Source organism: Psychrobacillus sp. FSL K6-1464 (genome assembly GCF_038003145.1).
Classification (GTDB): Bacteria; Bacillota; Bacilli; order Bacillales_A; family Planococcaceae; genus Psychrobacillus; species Psychrobacillus psychrotolerans.
Genome location: NZ_JBBOOP010000001.1, coordinates 1,842,779 through 1,857,392, shown reverse-complemented (window position 1 = coordinate 1,857,392; position 14,614 = coordinate 1,842,779). Strand labels below are relative to the sequence as shown.

14 protein-coding genes and 1 riboswitch are annotated in these 14,614 nt (G+C 36.3%); of the genes, 8 read left to right on the top strand and 6 right to left on the bottom strand.

Annotated features, from left to right (window positions below; all coding sequences use genetic code 11):
* Window positions 1–125: 125 nt before the first annotated feature.
* From MKX39_RS09130 to serC, 3 genes are all read right to left on the bottom strand, one after another.
* Window positions 126–1,061, bottom strand: coding sequence for an IS3 family transposase (locus MKX39_RS09130; protein WP_340771389.1), 936 nt, complete (start codon window positions 1,059–1,061; stop codon window positions 126–128).
* Window positions 977–1,465 (bottom strand): hypothetical protein, encoded by a 489-nt coding sequence (locus tag MKX39_RS09125; RefSeq protein WP_340769264.1) that lies wholly within the window; start codon window positions 1,463–1,465, stop codon window positions 977–979. Before MKX39_RS09125 ends, MKX39_RS09130 begins: the two co-directional genes overlap by 85 nt.
* A gap of 420 nt (window positions 1,466–1,885) precedes the next feature.
* Window positions 1,886–2,983 (bottom strand): 3-phosphoserine/phosphohydroxythreonine transaminase, encoded by a 1,098-nt coding sequence (gene serC, locus MKX39_RS09120; RefSeq protein WP_340769263.1) that lies wholly within the window; start codon window positions 2,981–2,983, stop codon window positions 1,886–1,888.
* Window positions 2,984–3,219: 236 nt separating this feature from the next.
* On the opposite strand from serC, the gene MKX39_RS09115 reads away from it, so the two are divergent.
* The 3 genes from MKX39_RS09115 (at window position 3,220) to MKX39_RS09105 (ending at window position 7,544) form a co-directional block, all read left to right on the top strand.
* A complete protein-coding gene (locus MKX39_RS09115; protein ID WP_340769260.1) occupies window positions 3,220–4,974 on the top strand; it encodes an ABC transporter ATP-binding protein in 1,755 nt (584 codons plus the stop codon).
* The gene (locus MKX39_RS09110) at window positions 4,974–6,758 is read left to right on the top strand and encodes an ABC transporter ATP-binding protein (protein WP_340769258.1); all 1,785 of its coding nucleotides are present in this window, start codon (window positions 4,974–4,976) and stop codon (window positions 6,756–6,758) included. The genes MKX39_RS09115 and MKX39_RS09110 overlap by 1 nt, the downstream gene beginning before the upstream one ends.
* A gap of 138 nt (window positions 6,759–6,896) precedes the next feature.
* Entirely contained in the window at window positions 6,897–7,544 is a 648-nt protein-coding gene (locus MKX39_RS09105) for an SDR family oxidoreductase (protein ID WP_340762314.1), read from the top strand.
* On the opposite strand, the gene MKX39_RS09100 is transcribed toward MKX39_RS09105, so the two are convergent.
* Window positions 7,541–7,786: a hypothetical protein gene (locus MKX39_RS09100; RefSeq protein WP_340769257.1), complete on the bottom strand. Its 246-nt coding sequence runs from the start codon at window positions 7,784–7,786 to the stop codon at window positions 7,541–7,543. The two genes, MKX39_RS09105 and MKX39_RS09100, sit on opposite strands and share 4 nt — an antisense overlap.
* 108 nt (window positions 7,787–7,894) lie before the next feature.
* Here MKX39_RS09100 and MKX39_RS09095 point away from each other — a divergent pair, with 108 nt between their 5' ends.
* From MKX39_RS09095 to MKX39_RS09085, 3 genes are all read left to right on the top strand, one after another.
* Window positions 7,895–8,332: a cysteine hydrolase family protein gene (locus MKX39_RS09095; RefSeq protein ID WP_419958457.1), complete on the top strand. Its 438-nt coding sequence runs from the start codon at window positions 7,895–7,897 to the stop codon at window positions 8,330–8,332.
* Between the two features lie 339 nt (window positions 8,333–8,671).
* Window positions 8,672–10,138 carry an amidase family protein gene (locus tag MKX39_RS09090; protein ID WP_340769256.1) on the top strand — a complete coding sequence of 489 codons (1,467 nt, stop codon included), beginning with the start codon at window positions 8,672–8,674 and terminating at the stop codon, window positions 10,136–10,138.
* Between the two features lie 207 nt (window positions 10,139–10,345).
* The gene (locus tag MKX39_RS09085) at window positions 10,346–10,825 is read left to right on the top strand and encodes a YjdJ family protein (protein WP_340769254.1); all 480 of its coding nucleotides are present in this window, start codon (window positions 10,346–10,348) and stop codon (window positions 10,823–10,825) included.
* Between the two features lie 101 nt (window positions 10,826–10,926).
* On the opposite strand, the gene MKX39_RS09080 is transcribed toward MKX39_RS09085, so the two are convergent.
* Window positions 10,927–11,307, bottom strand: a complete 381-nt coding sequence (locus tag MKX39_RS09080; RefSeq protein WP_340769252.1) for a hypothetical protein — start codon at window positions 11,305–11,307, stop codon at window positions 10,927–10,929.
* Window positions 11,308–11,584: 277 nt separating this feature from the next.
* On the bottom strand, window positions 11,585–11,959 hold the full coding sequence (locus MKX39_RS09075) for a hypothetical protein (RefSeq protein WP_340769251.1): 375 nt from the start codon (window positions 11,957–11,959) through the stop codon (window positions 11,585–11,587).
* A 212-nt stretch (window positions 11,960–12,171) separates the two neighbouring features.
* Window positions 12,172–12,272, top strand: a riboswitch (TPP riboswitch).
* Between the two features lie 146 nt (window positions 12,273–12,418).
* Here MKX39_RS09075 and MKX39_RS09070 point away from each other — a divergent pair.
* Window positions 12,419–13,171 (top strand): 3-oxoacyl-ACP reductase, encoded by a 753-nt coding sequence (locus MKX39_RS09070; RefSeq protein ID WP_340771387.1) that lies wholly within the window; start codon window positions 12,419–12,421, stop codon window positions 13,169–13,171.
* Window positions 13,172–13,250: 79 nt separating this feature from the next.
* Window positions 13,251–14,570, top strand: coding sequence for an NtaA/DmoA family FMN-dependent monooxygenase (locus MKX39_RS09065; RefSeq protein WP_340769249.1), 1,320 nt, complete (start codon window positions 13,251–13,253; stop codon window positions 14,568–14,570).
* The last annotated feature ends 44 nt before the right edge of the window (window positions 14,571–14,614 follow it).

The window sequence follows — 14,614 nt, the reverse complement described above, 5'->3', positions numbered from 1 at the left end:
AATATTAAACTCGGCAAGGCCCACCACTTCGCTTTCCGTGGGCTTGGCTTTAGCCTCCTCGTCACTACGTTCCTGCGGGGTCTTCAGCTCAAGCTTTGATATGAACCCCAAAAGTTGTACTCTTATTATGCCGCTTTTTCATAGTTTAAGCGATACTCAATGGGGCTCATCCCATTGAGTTTTTGTTTGATGCGTAGTGTATTGTAATATTCAATATAGGTTTCTATTTCTTGCGTCGCTTCTTCTAAAGAGCGAAATGAATTTCGATAGATACATTCATTTTTTAAAATACCAAAAAAACCTTCCATTAAGGCATTATCTAAACAGTTTCCTTTGCGTGACATACTTTGTGACATGTTATAAGGTTTTATCAACTGTTGAAAACGCGGGATTTGATACAGCCAGCCTTGATCCGAATGGATCAATACTTGATCTTGAAGAGATAAATTTGCCCGTTTGATCGCATTTCCAAAAGAATCTTGTATTAGTCCAAAGTTCGGGTTTTGTGTAATAGAATAACCGACAATCTCCCGGTTAAACACATCTAAAAAGGCGGATAAATAAAGTTTATTGCCGGCTACTTTAAATTCTGTTACATCTGTTAGCCATACTTGATTTGGTTTTTCTGTCTCGAAATGACGATTGATTTTATTATTCGCAATCTGACCAACCTCGCCACGGTACGAACGATATTTCTTTGCCTTTTGAACACCATGTAAACCAAGGTCATTCATTAAGCGGCGTACCGTTTTATGATTAATAAAAAATCCTTCTTTGCGTAAGGCTAAAACAATTCGGCGATACCCGTACAACTCTTTGTGTTGGTAGAATATACGTTCAATCGCTTCTTTTATCGTTGCGTATTTATCTGCCTTCTCTAAGTTCTTCTTATGATAATAGTAAGTTGCTTTTTTTACTTCAGAAACATGTAATAAAATTTGTAGAGGAAATTCATGCCTTAATTCATCAATCACTCTTACTTTCTCTTTGGTTGGGACTTCTTTTTTTCTTGAACTAAGGCATCTAACTTTTTTAAATAAGCATTCTCTGCTCTTAAGTATTCAAGCTCTTCTTGTAATTTTCCGATGTCTGTCATACCTTGTTTCGGCTGCTTTTTCTTCATATCACGACGCTCCCTTTTCAAATAATAGAGCGTCCATTCCTCTTCTGACATGTATTGATGCATCCACTTCCAGATGGTTGCACGACTGGGAATGTTAAAACGACCAGCTACTTTTGAATAAGGTTCAGCTGTCTCTATCATATGTTGTATTACGTGTATTTTAAAAGATTCCTCATAACCTTTACAAGCAGGAGCCATTAATCCTTCCATTCCATGAAATCGATAGATTTCTATCCAACTACTAATAACCATCTTATCGACACCCAGGTCGCGTGCGATTTTTCTTAATGACATTCCTTTCTCAAAAAAGGCATCAATTACTTCTGCTTTTTTTATGTTCATAACGTGCACCCCCAAGTTAGTTTTAAGTCCAACATTTTGGGTGCACATCACTTTTCCCACTGGAGTCTTCGTGGTGGACCTTGCCTTATAAACAGTTCCAATAGAGTATTCAATATCTTACTTTTAATAGAATGAATAAACCCATTTATTATTATTCATAACCTATTATAAAAATACCTTTGTCGTCAAACTGTGAGCTGTTTATACAGCTCTTTTTTACATAAATAGAAATTATTAATACACCCTAAGCGGTAAACAAAGTGAAATAAAGGATATAAATGAAGCTATCGTTCTTAAGTCTATAAATTCGTTCGAAGAACCTCAGTAGTTATGTTAAAGATATTCCTCCTAAATGTCATCAATGAAAAGAAGAGTAATTCATATAAAACCCAAGGTAAATTCACCTTGGGTTTTAAAAAGTTATTTATGTTTATTTTGAAATGCAATCATGAAATCCCGTAAAGCTTTACATGTTTCTAGTGGAACCGAGTTATAAGTGGAAGCACGGCAACCACCTACAGAACGATGACCATTTAAGCCGACAAATCCTGCATCTTTTGCTTCAGTTAAAAATTGTTTTTCTAATTCCTCGTCTGCTACGCGGAATGTAATGTTCATGAGAGAACGGCTTTCTTTTGAAGCATGTCCTGTATAGAAGCCATTACTGTTATCAATTACATCATAAATCAGTTTAGCTTTTTCCTCATTTTGTTTAGCAATAGCAGCTAATCCGCCTTGTTTTTCTATCCATTTTAACACTTCGCCAAGCATATAGATGCCGAAAGTTGGTGGTGTGTTATATAAGGAATTACTTTCTACATGTGTGCTGTACTTTAGAATTGTTGGTATTTCTTTATTGGCTTTTGCAAGAAAATCCCTCCGCGCAATAACAACAGTTACTCCAGAGGGGCCTAAGTTCTTTTGTGCTCCTGCATAAATCAGATCAAATCTACTAATGTCTATAGGTTTTGACATGATATCACTAGACATATCTGCGATTAATGGAACCTCGCCTGTGTCAGGGAATTCCGACCATTGTGTTCCATAGATTGTATTATTGGATGTTAGATGAACATATGCGTCATCTGACCCGAAATCGATTTCTTCTAAAGAAGGGATATTCCGATATTTATTTTCTTTAGTACTAGCAGTTTGAACAGGTTCACCAAAAAGTGTAGCTTCTTTATAAGCTTTTTCAGACCAAACTCCTGTCATCACATAGCTTGCCTTTTTTCCAAGCTGTAGGAAGTTCATCGGAACCATAGTGAATTGAAGGCTTGCTCCACCTTGTAGGAATAGAACTTCATAATCGTCAGGAATAGCAAAAAGTTTACGTAAACGAGAAATAGCTTCATTATGTACTTCTTCAAACGTGGAACTACGGTGACTCATTTCCATAATAGACATACCTGTCCCATGGAAATTGACTAATTCTTGTTGTGCCTTTTCTAACACTTCTACTGGAAGTGCAGATGGCCCTGCATTGAAATTATACGCACGTTGGTTTGATTGGCTCAATATAAACTCTCCTATTCTAGTGAATTCAATATATTTATCTATTATATACGGTTTTTAAGCGAAAACATTAAATATTTTGCGATAAATTTCGAAAAGTGAATAAATTGTTAACGTTCAATTTTTGTTACCTAATAAGAATATTTCAGAAACCGAATTATTTCTTTATTTCATCTATCGGAATGTTCAAATATTTGCTAAAATGGTAAAGTCTTAATACATATAGTGGGGGAAGAAAAGTGAAAGTATTCTTAGATTTAGGATGGTTTTTTAAACAGAGAAAAAAGCAGTATTTGATTGGGATTCTAATGTTACTATTCGTAGCATTTCTACAGCTGCTGCCACCGAAAATAATAGGGTATGTAGTAGATGAAATCAGTCAAAAAACTCTAACTACGGAGTTTTTGGTGAAATGGTTAGTTGTTTTAGCACTCGCGTCGATTGGGATGTATGTTTTGCGATATTATTGGCGAATTATGATTTTCGGTTCGTCCATATATTTAGCAAGACAGCTAAGAGAAAATTTGTTTCGTCATTTTACGAAAATGTCTCCATCCTTTTATCAGAAAAAGCGTGTTGGAGATTTAATGGCCCATGCTACAAATGACTTATCAGCAGTTCAACAGACAGCTGGAGCAGGCGTGCTGACACTTGTAGATTCACTAGCAACAGGGGGGTTCGTAATAGCAGCAATGGCGATTACGATAAACTGGAAGCTAACATTGATAGCATTGTTACCACTACCTCTAATGGCTATTCTAACAAGCTATTATGGTAAACTATTACATCAACGGTTTCGATACGCACAAGAAGCTTTTTCCAACTTAAATGACAAATCACAGGAAAGTATTTCTGGTGTAAAAGTTATTAAAACATTTGGGCAGGAGAAAGAAGATACGAAGGATTTTGTTCGATTATCAGAAGAAGTAGTAGAAAAAAATATACGGGTCGCAAAAGTAGACGCATTATTTGATCCGACGATTTCTTTAGTCGTAGGGATGTGTTTCTTCTTATCTATAGTATTTGGTACTAGATACATACTTGCCGATGAAATGTCGATTGGGGATTTATTTGCTTTTACTTCTTATCTTGGTTTGCTCGTTTGGCCAATGCTTGCGTTCGGTTGGCTGTTCAATATTGTGGAGCGAGGACGCGCATCTTATGACCGTATTAAAAATCTAATGGACGAAAAGATTGAAATAGATGATATTCCAGATGCAGTGAATGTAAAGCCCGAAGGAGATATACATTTCCATATTGAGGACTTCAAATTTCCAGGTGACAATCGCAGCGCATTACATAATGTAGACTTTACACTTAAACGAGGCGAGACACTCGGTATTGTCGGTAAAACGGGATCGGGGAAAACAGCTATATTAAAGCTATTAATGCGAGAATTTGAAGGATATACAGGGAATATTTTGTATGGTGACTTTTCAATTGATACATACAAAAAACGCAGTTTACGTGAAGCGATTGGTTATGTACCACAGGATCATTTCTTATTCTCTACTACAGTTGCTGGTAATATAGCTTTTGCCAATGCAAATGCCACGATAGAAGAAGTGCAGGAAGCTGCAAGATTAGCTTATATTCATGAGGATATTTTACATTTTACAAATGGCTATAATACAATTGTTGGTGAACGCGGAGTATCATTATCTGGCGGGCAAAAACAACGTATATCTATTGCGCGCGCACTGATGATGGAACCTGAGTTACTCATTTTAGATGACTCTTTATCGGCAGTCGATGCTAAAACCGAGGAAGCGATTCTAGAAGCATTAAAAGCTAAACGCAGCGATGAAACTACTATTATTACTTCTCATCGACTGAGTGCAATTCAACACGCACATCAGATCATTGTGATGAATGATGGGACAATTGTAGAAAAAGGATCGCATGAAGAGTTAATGGAACTGCAAGGAATCTATTATGAAATGTACCAACTACAGCAGTTAGAGTCATTAGTGGAACAGGGGGGTGAAGCATAATGAATGACAAACAACCACAGCTAACAGGTAAAGACCAGTGGGTGGTTTTCAAACGTTTGCTGGGCTACTTGAAACCACATAAAAAAGTAATAGCCATCGCATTACTATTACTAATACTAACCGTGACAGGTGATATTCTTGGGCCTTATTTGATCAAGACGTATATGGATGACTTTTTAACCCCTAGATATTTCCCAACTGGACCCCTCGTAGGCCTTGCACTTGGATATATTTTTATACAAGTTGGGAACGTAATTGTCAGCTATTTTCAGCTACTAACTTTCCAAAAGCTAGCGCTGAAAATTATTCAGCAGATGCGAATTGATGTATTTTCAAAAGTTCACAAATTAGGAATGCGCTATTTTGACAAAACACCAGCGGGTAGTATTGTATCCCGCGTTACTAATGATACTGAAGCTATTAAGGATATGTTCGTTAGTGTGTTGGTTGGATTTGTACAAAGTGGTTTTTTAGTAATTGGTGTATATATCGCCATGTTTATATTAAATGTGAAACTAGCACTAGTTACGACGATTCTATTGCCAATATTAGCTATAATTATCCTAACTTATCGAAAATATAGTTCGGTAGTTTATCAAGATCTTAGAGAACGATTAAGCCAGTTAAATGCCAAGCTAGCTGAGTCCTTACAAGGAATGACGATGATTCAAGCATTTAGACAGGAAGATCGTCTACAGGATGAATTTAACGAAATCAATGATTCACACTGGAAAGCTGGTAGACGAAATATTAAACTGGATAGCTTATTACTTCGTCCAGCCATTGATTTGGTCTATGCCTTAGCGATTATTATGGTACTTAGCTACTTCGGGATTACCTCTATGAGTAATATCGTAGAAGTCGGTGTTATATATGCTTTTGTTACCTATATCGATCGGTTCTTCGAGCCAATCAATCAAGTAATGCAGCGGCTTTCTATTTTTCAACAGGCAATTGTCGCAGCATCCAGGGTTTTCAAGTTATTGGATGAGACAGACTTAGCACCTAAACAACAAAACGTAGAAACGGCGAAAATCGAACAAGGGAAAATTGAATTCCAAAATATTACTTTTTCCTATGATGGAAAAACAGATGTGCTAAAGGATATTTCGTTTACGGCTGAACCTGGTCAAACTGTTGCTTTAGTCGGACATACCGGTAGTGGGAAAAGTTCGATTATTAACTTGCTGATGCGTTTTTATGAATTCGAGCAGGGTGATATTAAAATAGATGGACAATCTGTGAAAGACTTCAAATCAGCAGAGATGCGTGATAAGGTTGGGCTCGTTCTGCAGGATCCATTCCTGTTTTATGGGGATATCGAAAGTAATATTCGCCTTCATGCATCCGATATGACGGATTCGGCAGTACAAGAAGCGGCGGAGTTTGTACAGGCAAATAATTTTATAGAGAAACTACCGAATGCTTATAAACAAAAAGTAACGGAACGAGGCTCTACTTTTTCAAGCGGACAAAGACAACTCGTAGCATTTGCTCGTACGATAGCTACTAATCCTAAGATTTTAGTGCTAGATGAAGCAACTGCGAACATTGATACAGAAACGGAAGTTGCAATTCAAAGTAGTTTAGAAAAAATGAGAAAAGGACGGACGACTATTGCGATTGCCCATCGTTTAAGTACTATACAGGATGCAGAACTAATTCTTGTACTGCATCATGGGGAAATAGTTGAACGAGGGACTCATCAGGAGCTCCTAAACCAAAAAGGTTTGTATCATAAGATGTATCTACTACAAAATAATGTAGTGGAGGATATCGCCTGATTCTTACCCAACATAAACCAGCTAGAGTAATAACTCTTGGCTGGTTTATTTCTTGTTTGGGAAAAAGCTGATTAATTGTAATGACTTTTAACTTGTGAAAGGATAGAGGGAGAACAATATAGAAGGGAGACGTTTCTAATGAACGTAATAGTTATTGGAGCAAACGGACAAATTGGGCAACATGTAGTAAATGAATTGCATCAAAGTAACACTCATACGGTGACCGCAGTGGTCCGAAAAAAAGAGCAAGCGGAAAAGCTTATGGATCGCAATATCCAAGCAATAGTAGCGGACTTAGAAGGCTCTGTGGAAGATCTTGAAAAAGTAATTACTGGAGCAGATGCCATCATCTTTACTGCAGGTTCGGGTGGACATACAGGACCAGATAAAACATTATTAATCGATTTAGATGGTGCAGTAAAAACGATGGAGGCTGCTAAACAAGCAGGAGTGGAGCGTTATATTATGGTAAGTGCATATGATGCTGATAAACGTCAAAATTGGAACGAAGGAATGCGTCCTTATTATGTAGCGAAACACTATGCTGACCGAATGCTCGAAGCGAGCGGTTTAAATTACACGATAGTTCGACCAGGTGGACTTGTGAATGAACCTGCAATTTGCAAAATTACGGTAGGGGCGGAAGCCAAGCCGAGCACCATTACTCGGGAAGACGTAGCACATACACTTATTGCAGCCTTAGAGAATAAACAAACATATCATCGTTCCTTTAATGTAGTAAACGGGGAACATTCAATTGTAACAGCATTGAATAATCTTAACTAAAATAGATAGCCTCTTGATATTTGAGAGGCTTTTTTTAACTTTTTCATCGATACCGACTTCTCTGGAAAGTGTAAAAGTATATTTCCTCCTGAGGACAAAACGACTTCAAATGATAATGTTGATTCGTTAATTGATAGAAACTCTTCATACAACCAGTCATCTATTTCACGATTGTAAATAGGTTTATCATTTTCATAATTCAAATGCTGAAATTGAAAGAAAGAGACATTGTTAAAACTCAATATCCAATCATCGTCACTTAAAACAGTGAAGTGTATGTTTGAGTGAAGGAGACTTTTATGTTCAATTTCTATTTTGATAAGTCTTTCTTATAGAACTAACGCCGCAGTATGAAAGCACTATTAGTAATTGATGTACAAAATGTAATTGTGGAATTTAAAGATTTTCAGCAAGAACTGAACAGTATTGAAAGTATTATTCAAGACTTTAAAGTAAATGAAGAACCTGTAATATTTATAAGAAATTTAGATGATGATGAAAAAAGCCCTTTCAATAAAAAATTACCAAGCTCAGAACTTCATCATTCTCTAAAGGAATATGCAGACATTGTAATTGAAAAGAAGACACCTAGTGCTTTCTTTCATACAGAACTTAGTGAAAAGTTAGAGCAACTGGGTGTAGAACATCTTTTTATAACAGGATTTAACACTGAGTTTTGTTGCCAGTTTACTGCAATAGCAGCCTATGACAGGGGCTATCAGGTCACTTTTATTGAAGATGCTACAGGTACTGTTAATGACGAAGCTACATATGAAATGAAAGGATAGGATATAAGGGATTTCGTAGGGACAGCTTTACATTGGTCTAAGGTTATTGAAGTATTGGATTTAGAGGAATATGTTGAAGCATATAAATCAAGCAGCGTTTAAATATTTGTTTACTTGAAGATTAAATTAAACAAATATAAATAAAATTTCACTACATCAGCTACTAGTAGCAATTTCCTTATTGCATTAACGGGTGCTTTAGTTGAAGATCATTGAGCTGCCTAGGCAGCTCTTTTTTCTATATCACCAGAAGAGGATGTTTAGTTAAAAAAGGGATATTTGAATTAATATAGAATAATTACTTATGAATAAAAAATGGAGCAATAAAGGGGCATTAAATTGGAAATAAGGTTTAATAACTTTTTTAGAGAAGAATTAACAATTAATGAAATTCAAGTAGCTATGGAAAATGAAGAGATAACTTCTAAAGAGTTAGTTATGTATTATCTTTACAGAATTGCAAAGTATGACCAAGATGGACCTAAAATAAATTCTATTCTTGAAATAAATCCTGACGCAATCTTCATTGCGGAAGCATTAGATTATGAAAGAAAAACAACTGGTGTTAGAGGTCCATTGCACGGTATTCCCGTTGTTCTGAAAGACAGTATTGAAACAAATGATTCAATGCATACCAGTGCAGGAACACTTGCATTAGAGAATCATATTAGTAGTCATGATGCATTCATTGTTGAAAAGCTCCGTAACTCAGGTGCAGTACTCTTAGGAAAGGCTAATATGACAGAACTAGCTAATGGGATGTCAAATACAATGTGGGCAGGCTATAGTTCCAGAGGTGGGCAAGTATTAAATCCATATGGCGATGCTAATCTTTTTGTTGGTGGATCCAGTTCAGGTTCAGCTGTGGCAGTTGCTGCAAATTTTACAGTATTAGCTGTTGGCACTGAAACAGATGCTTCTATTCTAAGTCCAGCGGTTACAAATGCTGTGGTAGGTATAAAACCTACGGTTGGATTGATAAGCCGAACAGGTATAATTCCTTTCACATATTCTCAAGATACGGCTGGTCCAATGGCAAGAACCGTTATGGACGCTTCTATTTTATTGGGAGCTTTAGTTGGTGTTGATAATCTTGATGCCGCTACCCATAAAAACATAGGAAGGCTTCAACGGGATTATTCAACTTTTTTGGATTCTACGGGCTTAAGGGGAGCGAAAATTGGTGTATTCAAAGGTGCTTCTAAAGCGTTTTATGGATCTGAAGAATATGATGCGGGATTATTTGAGGGTGCCATACAGACCTTAAATCAAGAAGGTGCTATGGTCACTGAAGATATCGAGATTCCTTCTTTTCATAGAGAGTGGAAAAGGGTGGTACTAGTATCAGAGTTGAAACATAGCCTAGAAAATTATCTTTCCAAACTCCCTTCGCATTTACCTGTACATTCTATAACCGATCTGATTCAGTTTAACAAGAGTAATGCAGATAGGGCATTGAAATACGGACAGAATAAGTTGGAGGAAATTGTGGGATTACCTAATACGTTAAGAAATCCTGAATATTTGAATGCAAAACTTGATGATTTATATTTTTCTCAGTCTGGGATTGATTTTGCTTTGAAAAAGTATGACCTTGATGCAATTCTTTTCCCTTCATATATAGGGTCGACAATCTTTGCTAAAGCTGGATATCCATCTATTGCTCTACCTGCTGGATACAAGGAAAGTGGAAGACCTTTTGGTATAACTTTTGCTGGTACTGCTTTTAGTGAAGGTATATTAATCAAACTTGCTTATGCCTTTGAACAAGCCACAAAACATCGGAAAAGACCCAAATTAATATGAAAAAGAAAGATGTACTTCATTCCTCATGAACAGTTAAATCAACCTAGAAAACAATTGATTCAAATATATCTAAAAATCCTTCTTCAACTAACGAGGTGCTTTAGCAAAATAAAACTAACGAGAAACAGTCTGATTTGTTATGCAACTAATGCAGAAAGTAATGTAAGGCGTCTTGGTAATAAATGGAGGTTACTAGGAGGACGAAAAATGTTTAAGTATGTGTTGCAATTTATCGTTGGAATCTTTACTTTAGTGGTATCAACATTTATAGCTTGGTATGAAGGAAGTACAATAACCAATAATTCTTTGGAATGGGGGTATTCAACACCATTTACTAAATTATTTAACATTGAGATTACGAATGGTCGTGATATTAATCAACTTGATTATTTTGTTTATGCAGCTAAATTTCACCCACTATTTCCCGCTATTATGATAGTTAGTGCATTCTATATTTTGAGTGTAGTTGGTTATCTTCTTATAAAAAGTAAGTCTAAATGGACTACAGGATTTTGGGGATTATTAAGTTGTATTATGTTATTACTTAGTGGTTTTATTTTTAATTCACCAACCATTGGCGGAAGGATTTTATTCTGGATTGCTTTAGTAAGTGGACTAATTAGTATAGCTGTTGCAATGTTCGTGGGCTTAAGAAATTTCAAGAACAAGGAGACCGTTGAATTATAACAATGTGAAGAGTTTCACTTAAACTAACGGGTGCTTTAGCTCAATAAGAAAAAAGCTTTACTCCTTGTTGAAGTAAAGCAACCGTATATTGAGTAATCCGTTTATTTAAGTTCTAATACGACTTTTTCCGTTTTACCATCCCAAGAAAATTCCGCCACAATAACTTCATCTTCCGCTACCCTTACTTCATGTTGAATGTTCCCTTCTTCGAGCCTGCCCTTTCCTTTAAAACTCGCATCCGTAACTTTTTGCTCGCTCTTAGCTATGCTAGTGGAAACTATGTAATCAAATGTTTCCGGAGGATCCCCTTCACCGATATAGTCAATAATGTAGCTGGCTGTTTGTGATTTCCCATCATCCACTGCTTTATATTTTACTAACCAATGGTCACTTTCTCCTTCAAAGTGCAACGTGCTAACACCAATTACAGCACAACCAGCGAGTAGCATGAACAAGAATCCCATCGCAATCTTCTTCACCATTTTCCACACCTCCGTTCATTTAAATTTATACTGAATATAAGTAATTACCTGCTGTAAATTCTTTATTGTAATCAAATATTCACCTACTTTGTATTGCCATCTTTAACACTTCTTTTACAAAATGGCTATTTACTTAAATACGTTTGAAAATAAAATGAGTTCCAATTTCAATAAAATTTACATTTAATAATTTATTTTTTCTTTTTGACTAGTCGAGATCCTCTCTACAATTCATTTTAAGTTATCCATTTATTATTAGTCTTTTTCTCCATTAGAATTATATAAAAAACCACCTAATAGAGGCCCAGGATATCAATAGAAAAATGCTCGATATAGCGAAGAAATACGAAATAAACTGTCTACTTTCTTGATTTTGCAGTTTTTTATAAGCTTTATAAGAAATTTCCCCCATAGCGCACCTTAAACCATTTTCATTTGGTTCTACACTAATTAGTAATCCTTCACTGTTTTCTAAATTTACCCTTGTAATTAGTGGTATCTCTTCTCTGAAACTTTTCATTGTAAAATCTGATATCCCAACATTTTTCTCATCAATAAAATCCAAACTTACTGGTTTATATATAGAGTTATTAATTATCTTATCGCTGATCAAAAAAGCTTGTTGTTCGATTATATTAGTTGAAATACACATAGTTTCACCTCATTATTATATTCAAATCATGTTCCAAAGGTACTTAAATACATAAAATAGAGAAAGCTTCATAAGTAATTTTATATATGCTATACAGATTCAAGCCCAGTTATTGTGAGAAAAATGGCTTGATTATTTTAGCGATGCCTTAACACCTAACAAACAAGACTTGACATAAAATTCTAAAAACTATACATTGAGAGTAACTTAAATATAATCACTAGGGGTGTTATTTAACTGAGATGAGTATTTACTCAAACCCTTTGAACCTGAACTAGTTAATACTAGCGGAGGAAAGTGTAGATTCTAATACATAATAGCAGGCTGATGATGCCTAATTTTTACTATGCAATTATTTGTATTTGCGCAACTTTCCTAAAGGAAGGTTGCGTTTTTTTATTATATCTATCACTTTATCATTTAAGTTTCAGCAAAACTAACAGCATGGGAGTGGTTATGATGAACAGAACAGTATTGGTAACGGGCAGTAGTAGAGGTTTGGGATCAGCTATTGTAAAAGAATTGGCACAACAAGGATTTAAAGTGGTTATTAACTACTATAAAAGTAAAGATGCCGCTGAAAAGCTTGTTTCTATACTAGGTAAAGATAATGCAATTGCAATTTGTGCAGATGTCACAAATCGGGCAGAAGTCGATGCCTTGGTAAAGAAAGCAACCGAATATTTTGGTCAATTAGATGTTGTAGTCAACAATGCATTGGTAGGTTTCAAATTTGATCCAAACAAACAGAAATCCTTTACAGAACTTACTTGGGAGGATTATCAAAAACAACTAGACGGCACTTTAAAAGCCGCATTTAATGTAGTCCAAAGCGTTATACCTCAATTTATTGAACGACGAAATGGAAGTATTATAAGCATTGGTACCAATTTGTATCAAAACCCTGTTGTTCCTTATCATGAATATACAACAGCAAAGGCTGGACTAATTGGTTTTACGCGAAATATCGCCGCTGAACTGGGACAATTCGGCATAAGAGCAAATGTAGTTTCAGGTGGATTATTAAAAACGACTGATGCCAGTTCTGTTACAACTCCTGAAGTATTCGATTTAATTGCTCAATCAACGCCTTTGAAGAAAGTAACTAGTCCCGAAGATGTAGCCAATATGGTCGCTTATTTATCTTCAGAAAATGCTGATGGTATTACAGGTCAGAATTTAACAGTAGATGGCGGTTTGACAATGAACTAGTAACTTAATTTACAATAGATAGTCTTACAAAAATAGACGATTTAAGCAGTCACTCATGACATAGGTAGAGGAGTAGCTAATGAAAGGAAATCAAAGAAAACAAATCCACTTAGGCGTATTGCTGTATGGATGTGGACATCATCAGGCTGCTTGGTTAATGCCTGATTCAAGCATTGAATGCATCGGGAACATTTCTTATTACCAATCCTTAGCACAGTTAGCTGAAACGGGTTGCTTTGATGCGGTGTTCTTTGCCGACAATCAATCATTCCCTGCCAACGACCCAAATGAAATGCCAGCATTTTGGTTAGATCCAGTGGTCAATTTAACTGCTATTTCTCAAGTGACAAATTATGTGGGATTAGTTTCAACAATCTCAAGTACCTTTTCGAATCCTTACACTGCTTCGCGACAACTGTTAAGCCTAGATCACATTACAAACGGACGTGTCGGGTGGAATCTCGTTACCTCAATGAGGGACGAGGAAGCATTAAATCATAGTATGCCGGAACTGCCTTCTCATGATAAACGGTATGAAAAGGCCGAAGAATTTGCTGCTTTAATGAATAAACTATTTCTATCATGGGACAGCAAGGAGATTCTATATAATCGAGCAGAAAAACAGTTAATCAATCCTGTTAATATACAACCTGTTGACCACAATGGGACCTATTTTAAAGTGATGGGCCCATCCACGACGCCAAAAAGCCCTCAAGGCAAACCAGTAGCCATGCAAGCAGGGGCATCTAAACAAGGGATTGCATTAGCTGTGAAATATGCAGATGCCGTCTATTCAGTGTCATGGAACTTAAACCAAGCGAAAAAGTACCGCAAGAAGTTGGATGAACAGGTTAAGCAATACGAAGACTGTAATCGACATATTAAAGTATTCCCAGGCTTAGTCACTTATGTAGGGCGTACTCATGAAGAAGCGCTTACCAAAAAATCAGCGTTAGATGAGAAATTACCTGTAGAAACGGCTTTAAAACAGTTGAGCTTCTTTCTCCAGCAAGATTGTTCTAAATGGGACATTGAACTAAAAGTACCTCCATTACCTCCGGCAGAAGAATTTATGGGTCCGGTTGGACGATACGAAACAATATTAGAAATTATTAAAGATACTCAACCTACAGTAAAAGAACTCTTAGGATACCTTAATGCAGGTGGCGGACATTTCACGCTGATTGGTACTCCTGAGAAAATTGTGGATCAGATGGTGGTTTGGATTGAGGCGGGTGTAGCAGACGGATTTAATCTTATGCCTCCTACATTGCCTGGTAGTTTAGAGGACTTTGTTGAACTCATTGTTCCTGAAATGCAAAAAAGGGATATTTTCAGAAAGCAATATGAGGGGCATACCCTCCGTGAGCATTTGGGGTTACCAATAGGAATTAGTTAAGTTGGTCCATGATCCACCAGGAATCACTATTTACGGCATCAAGA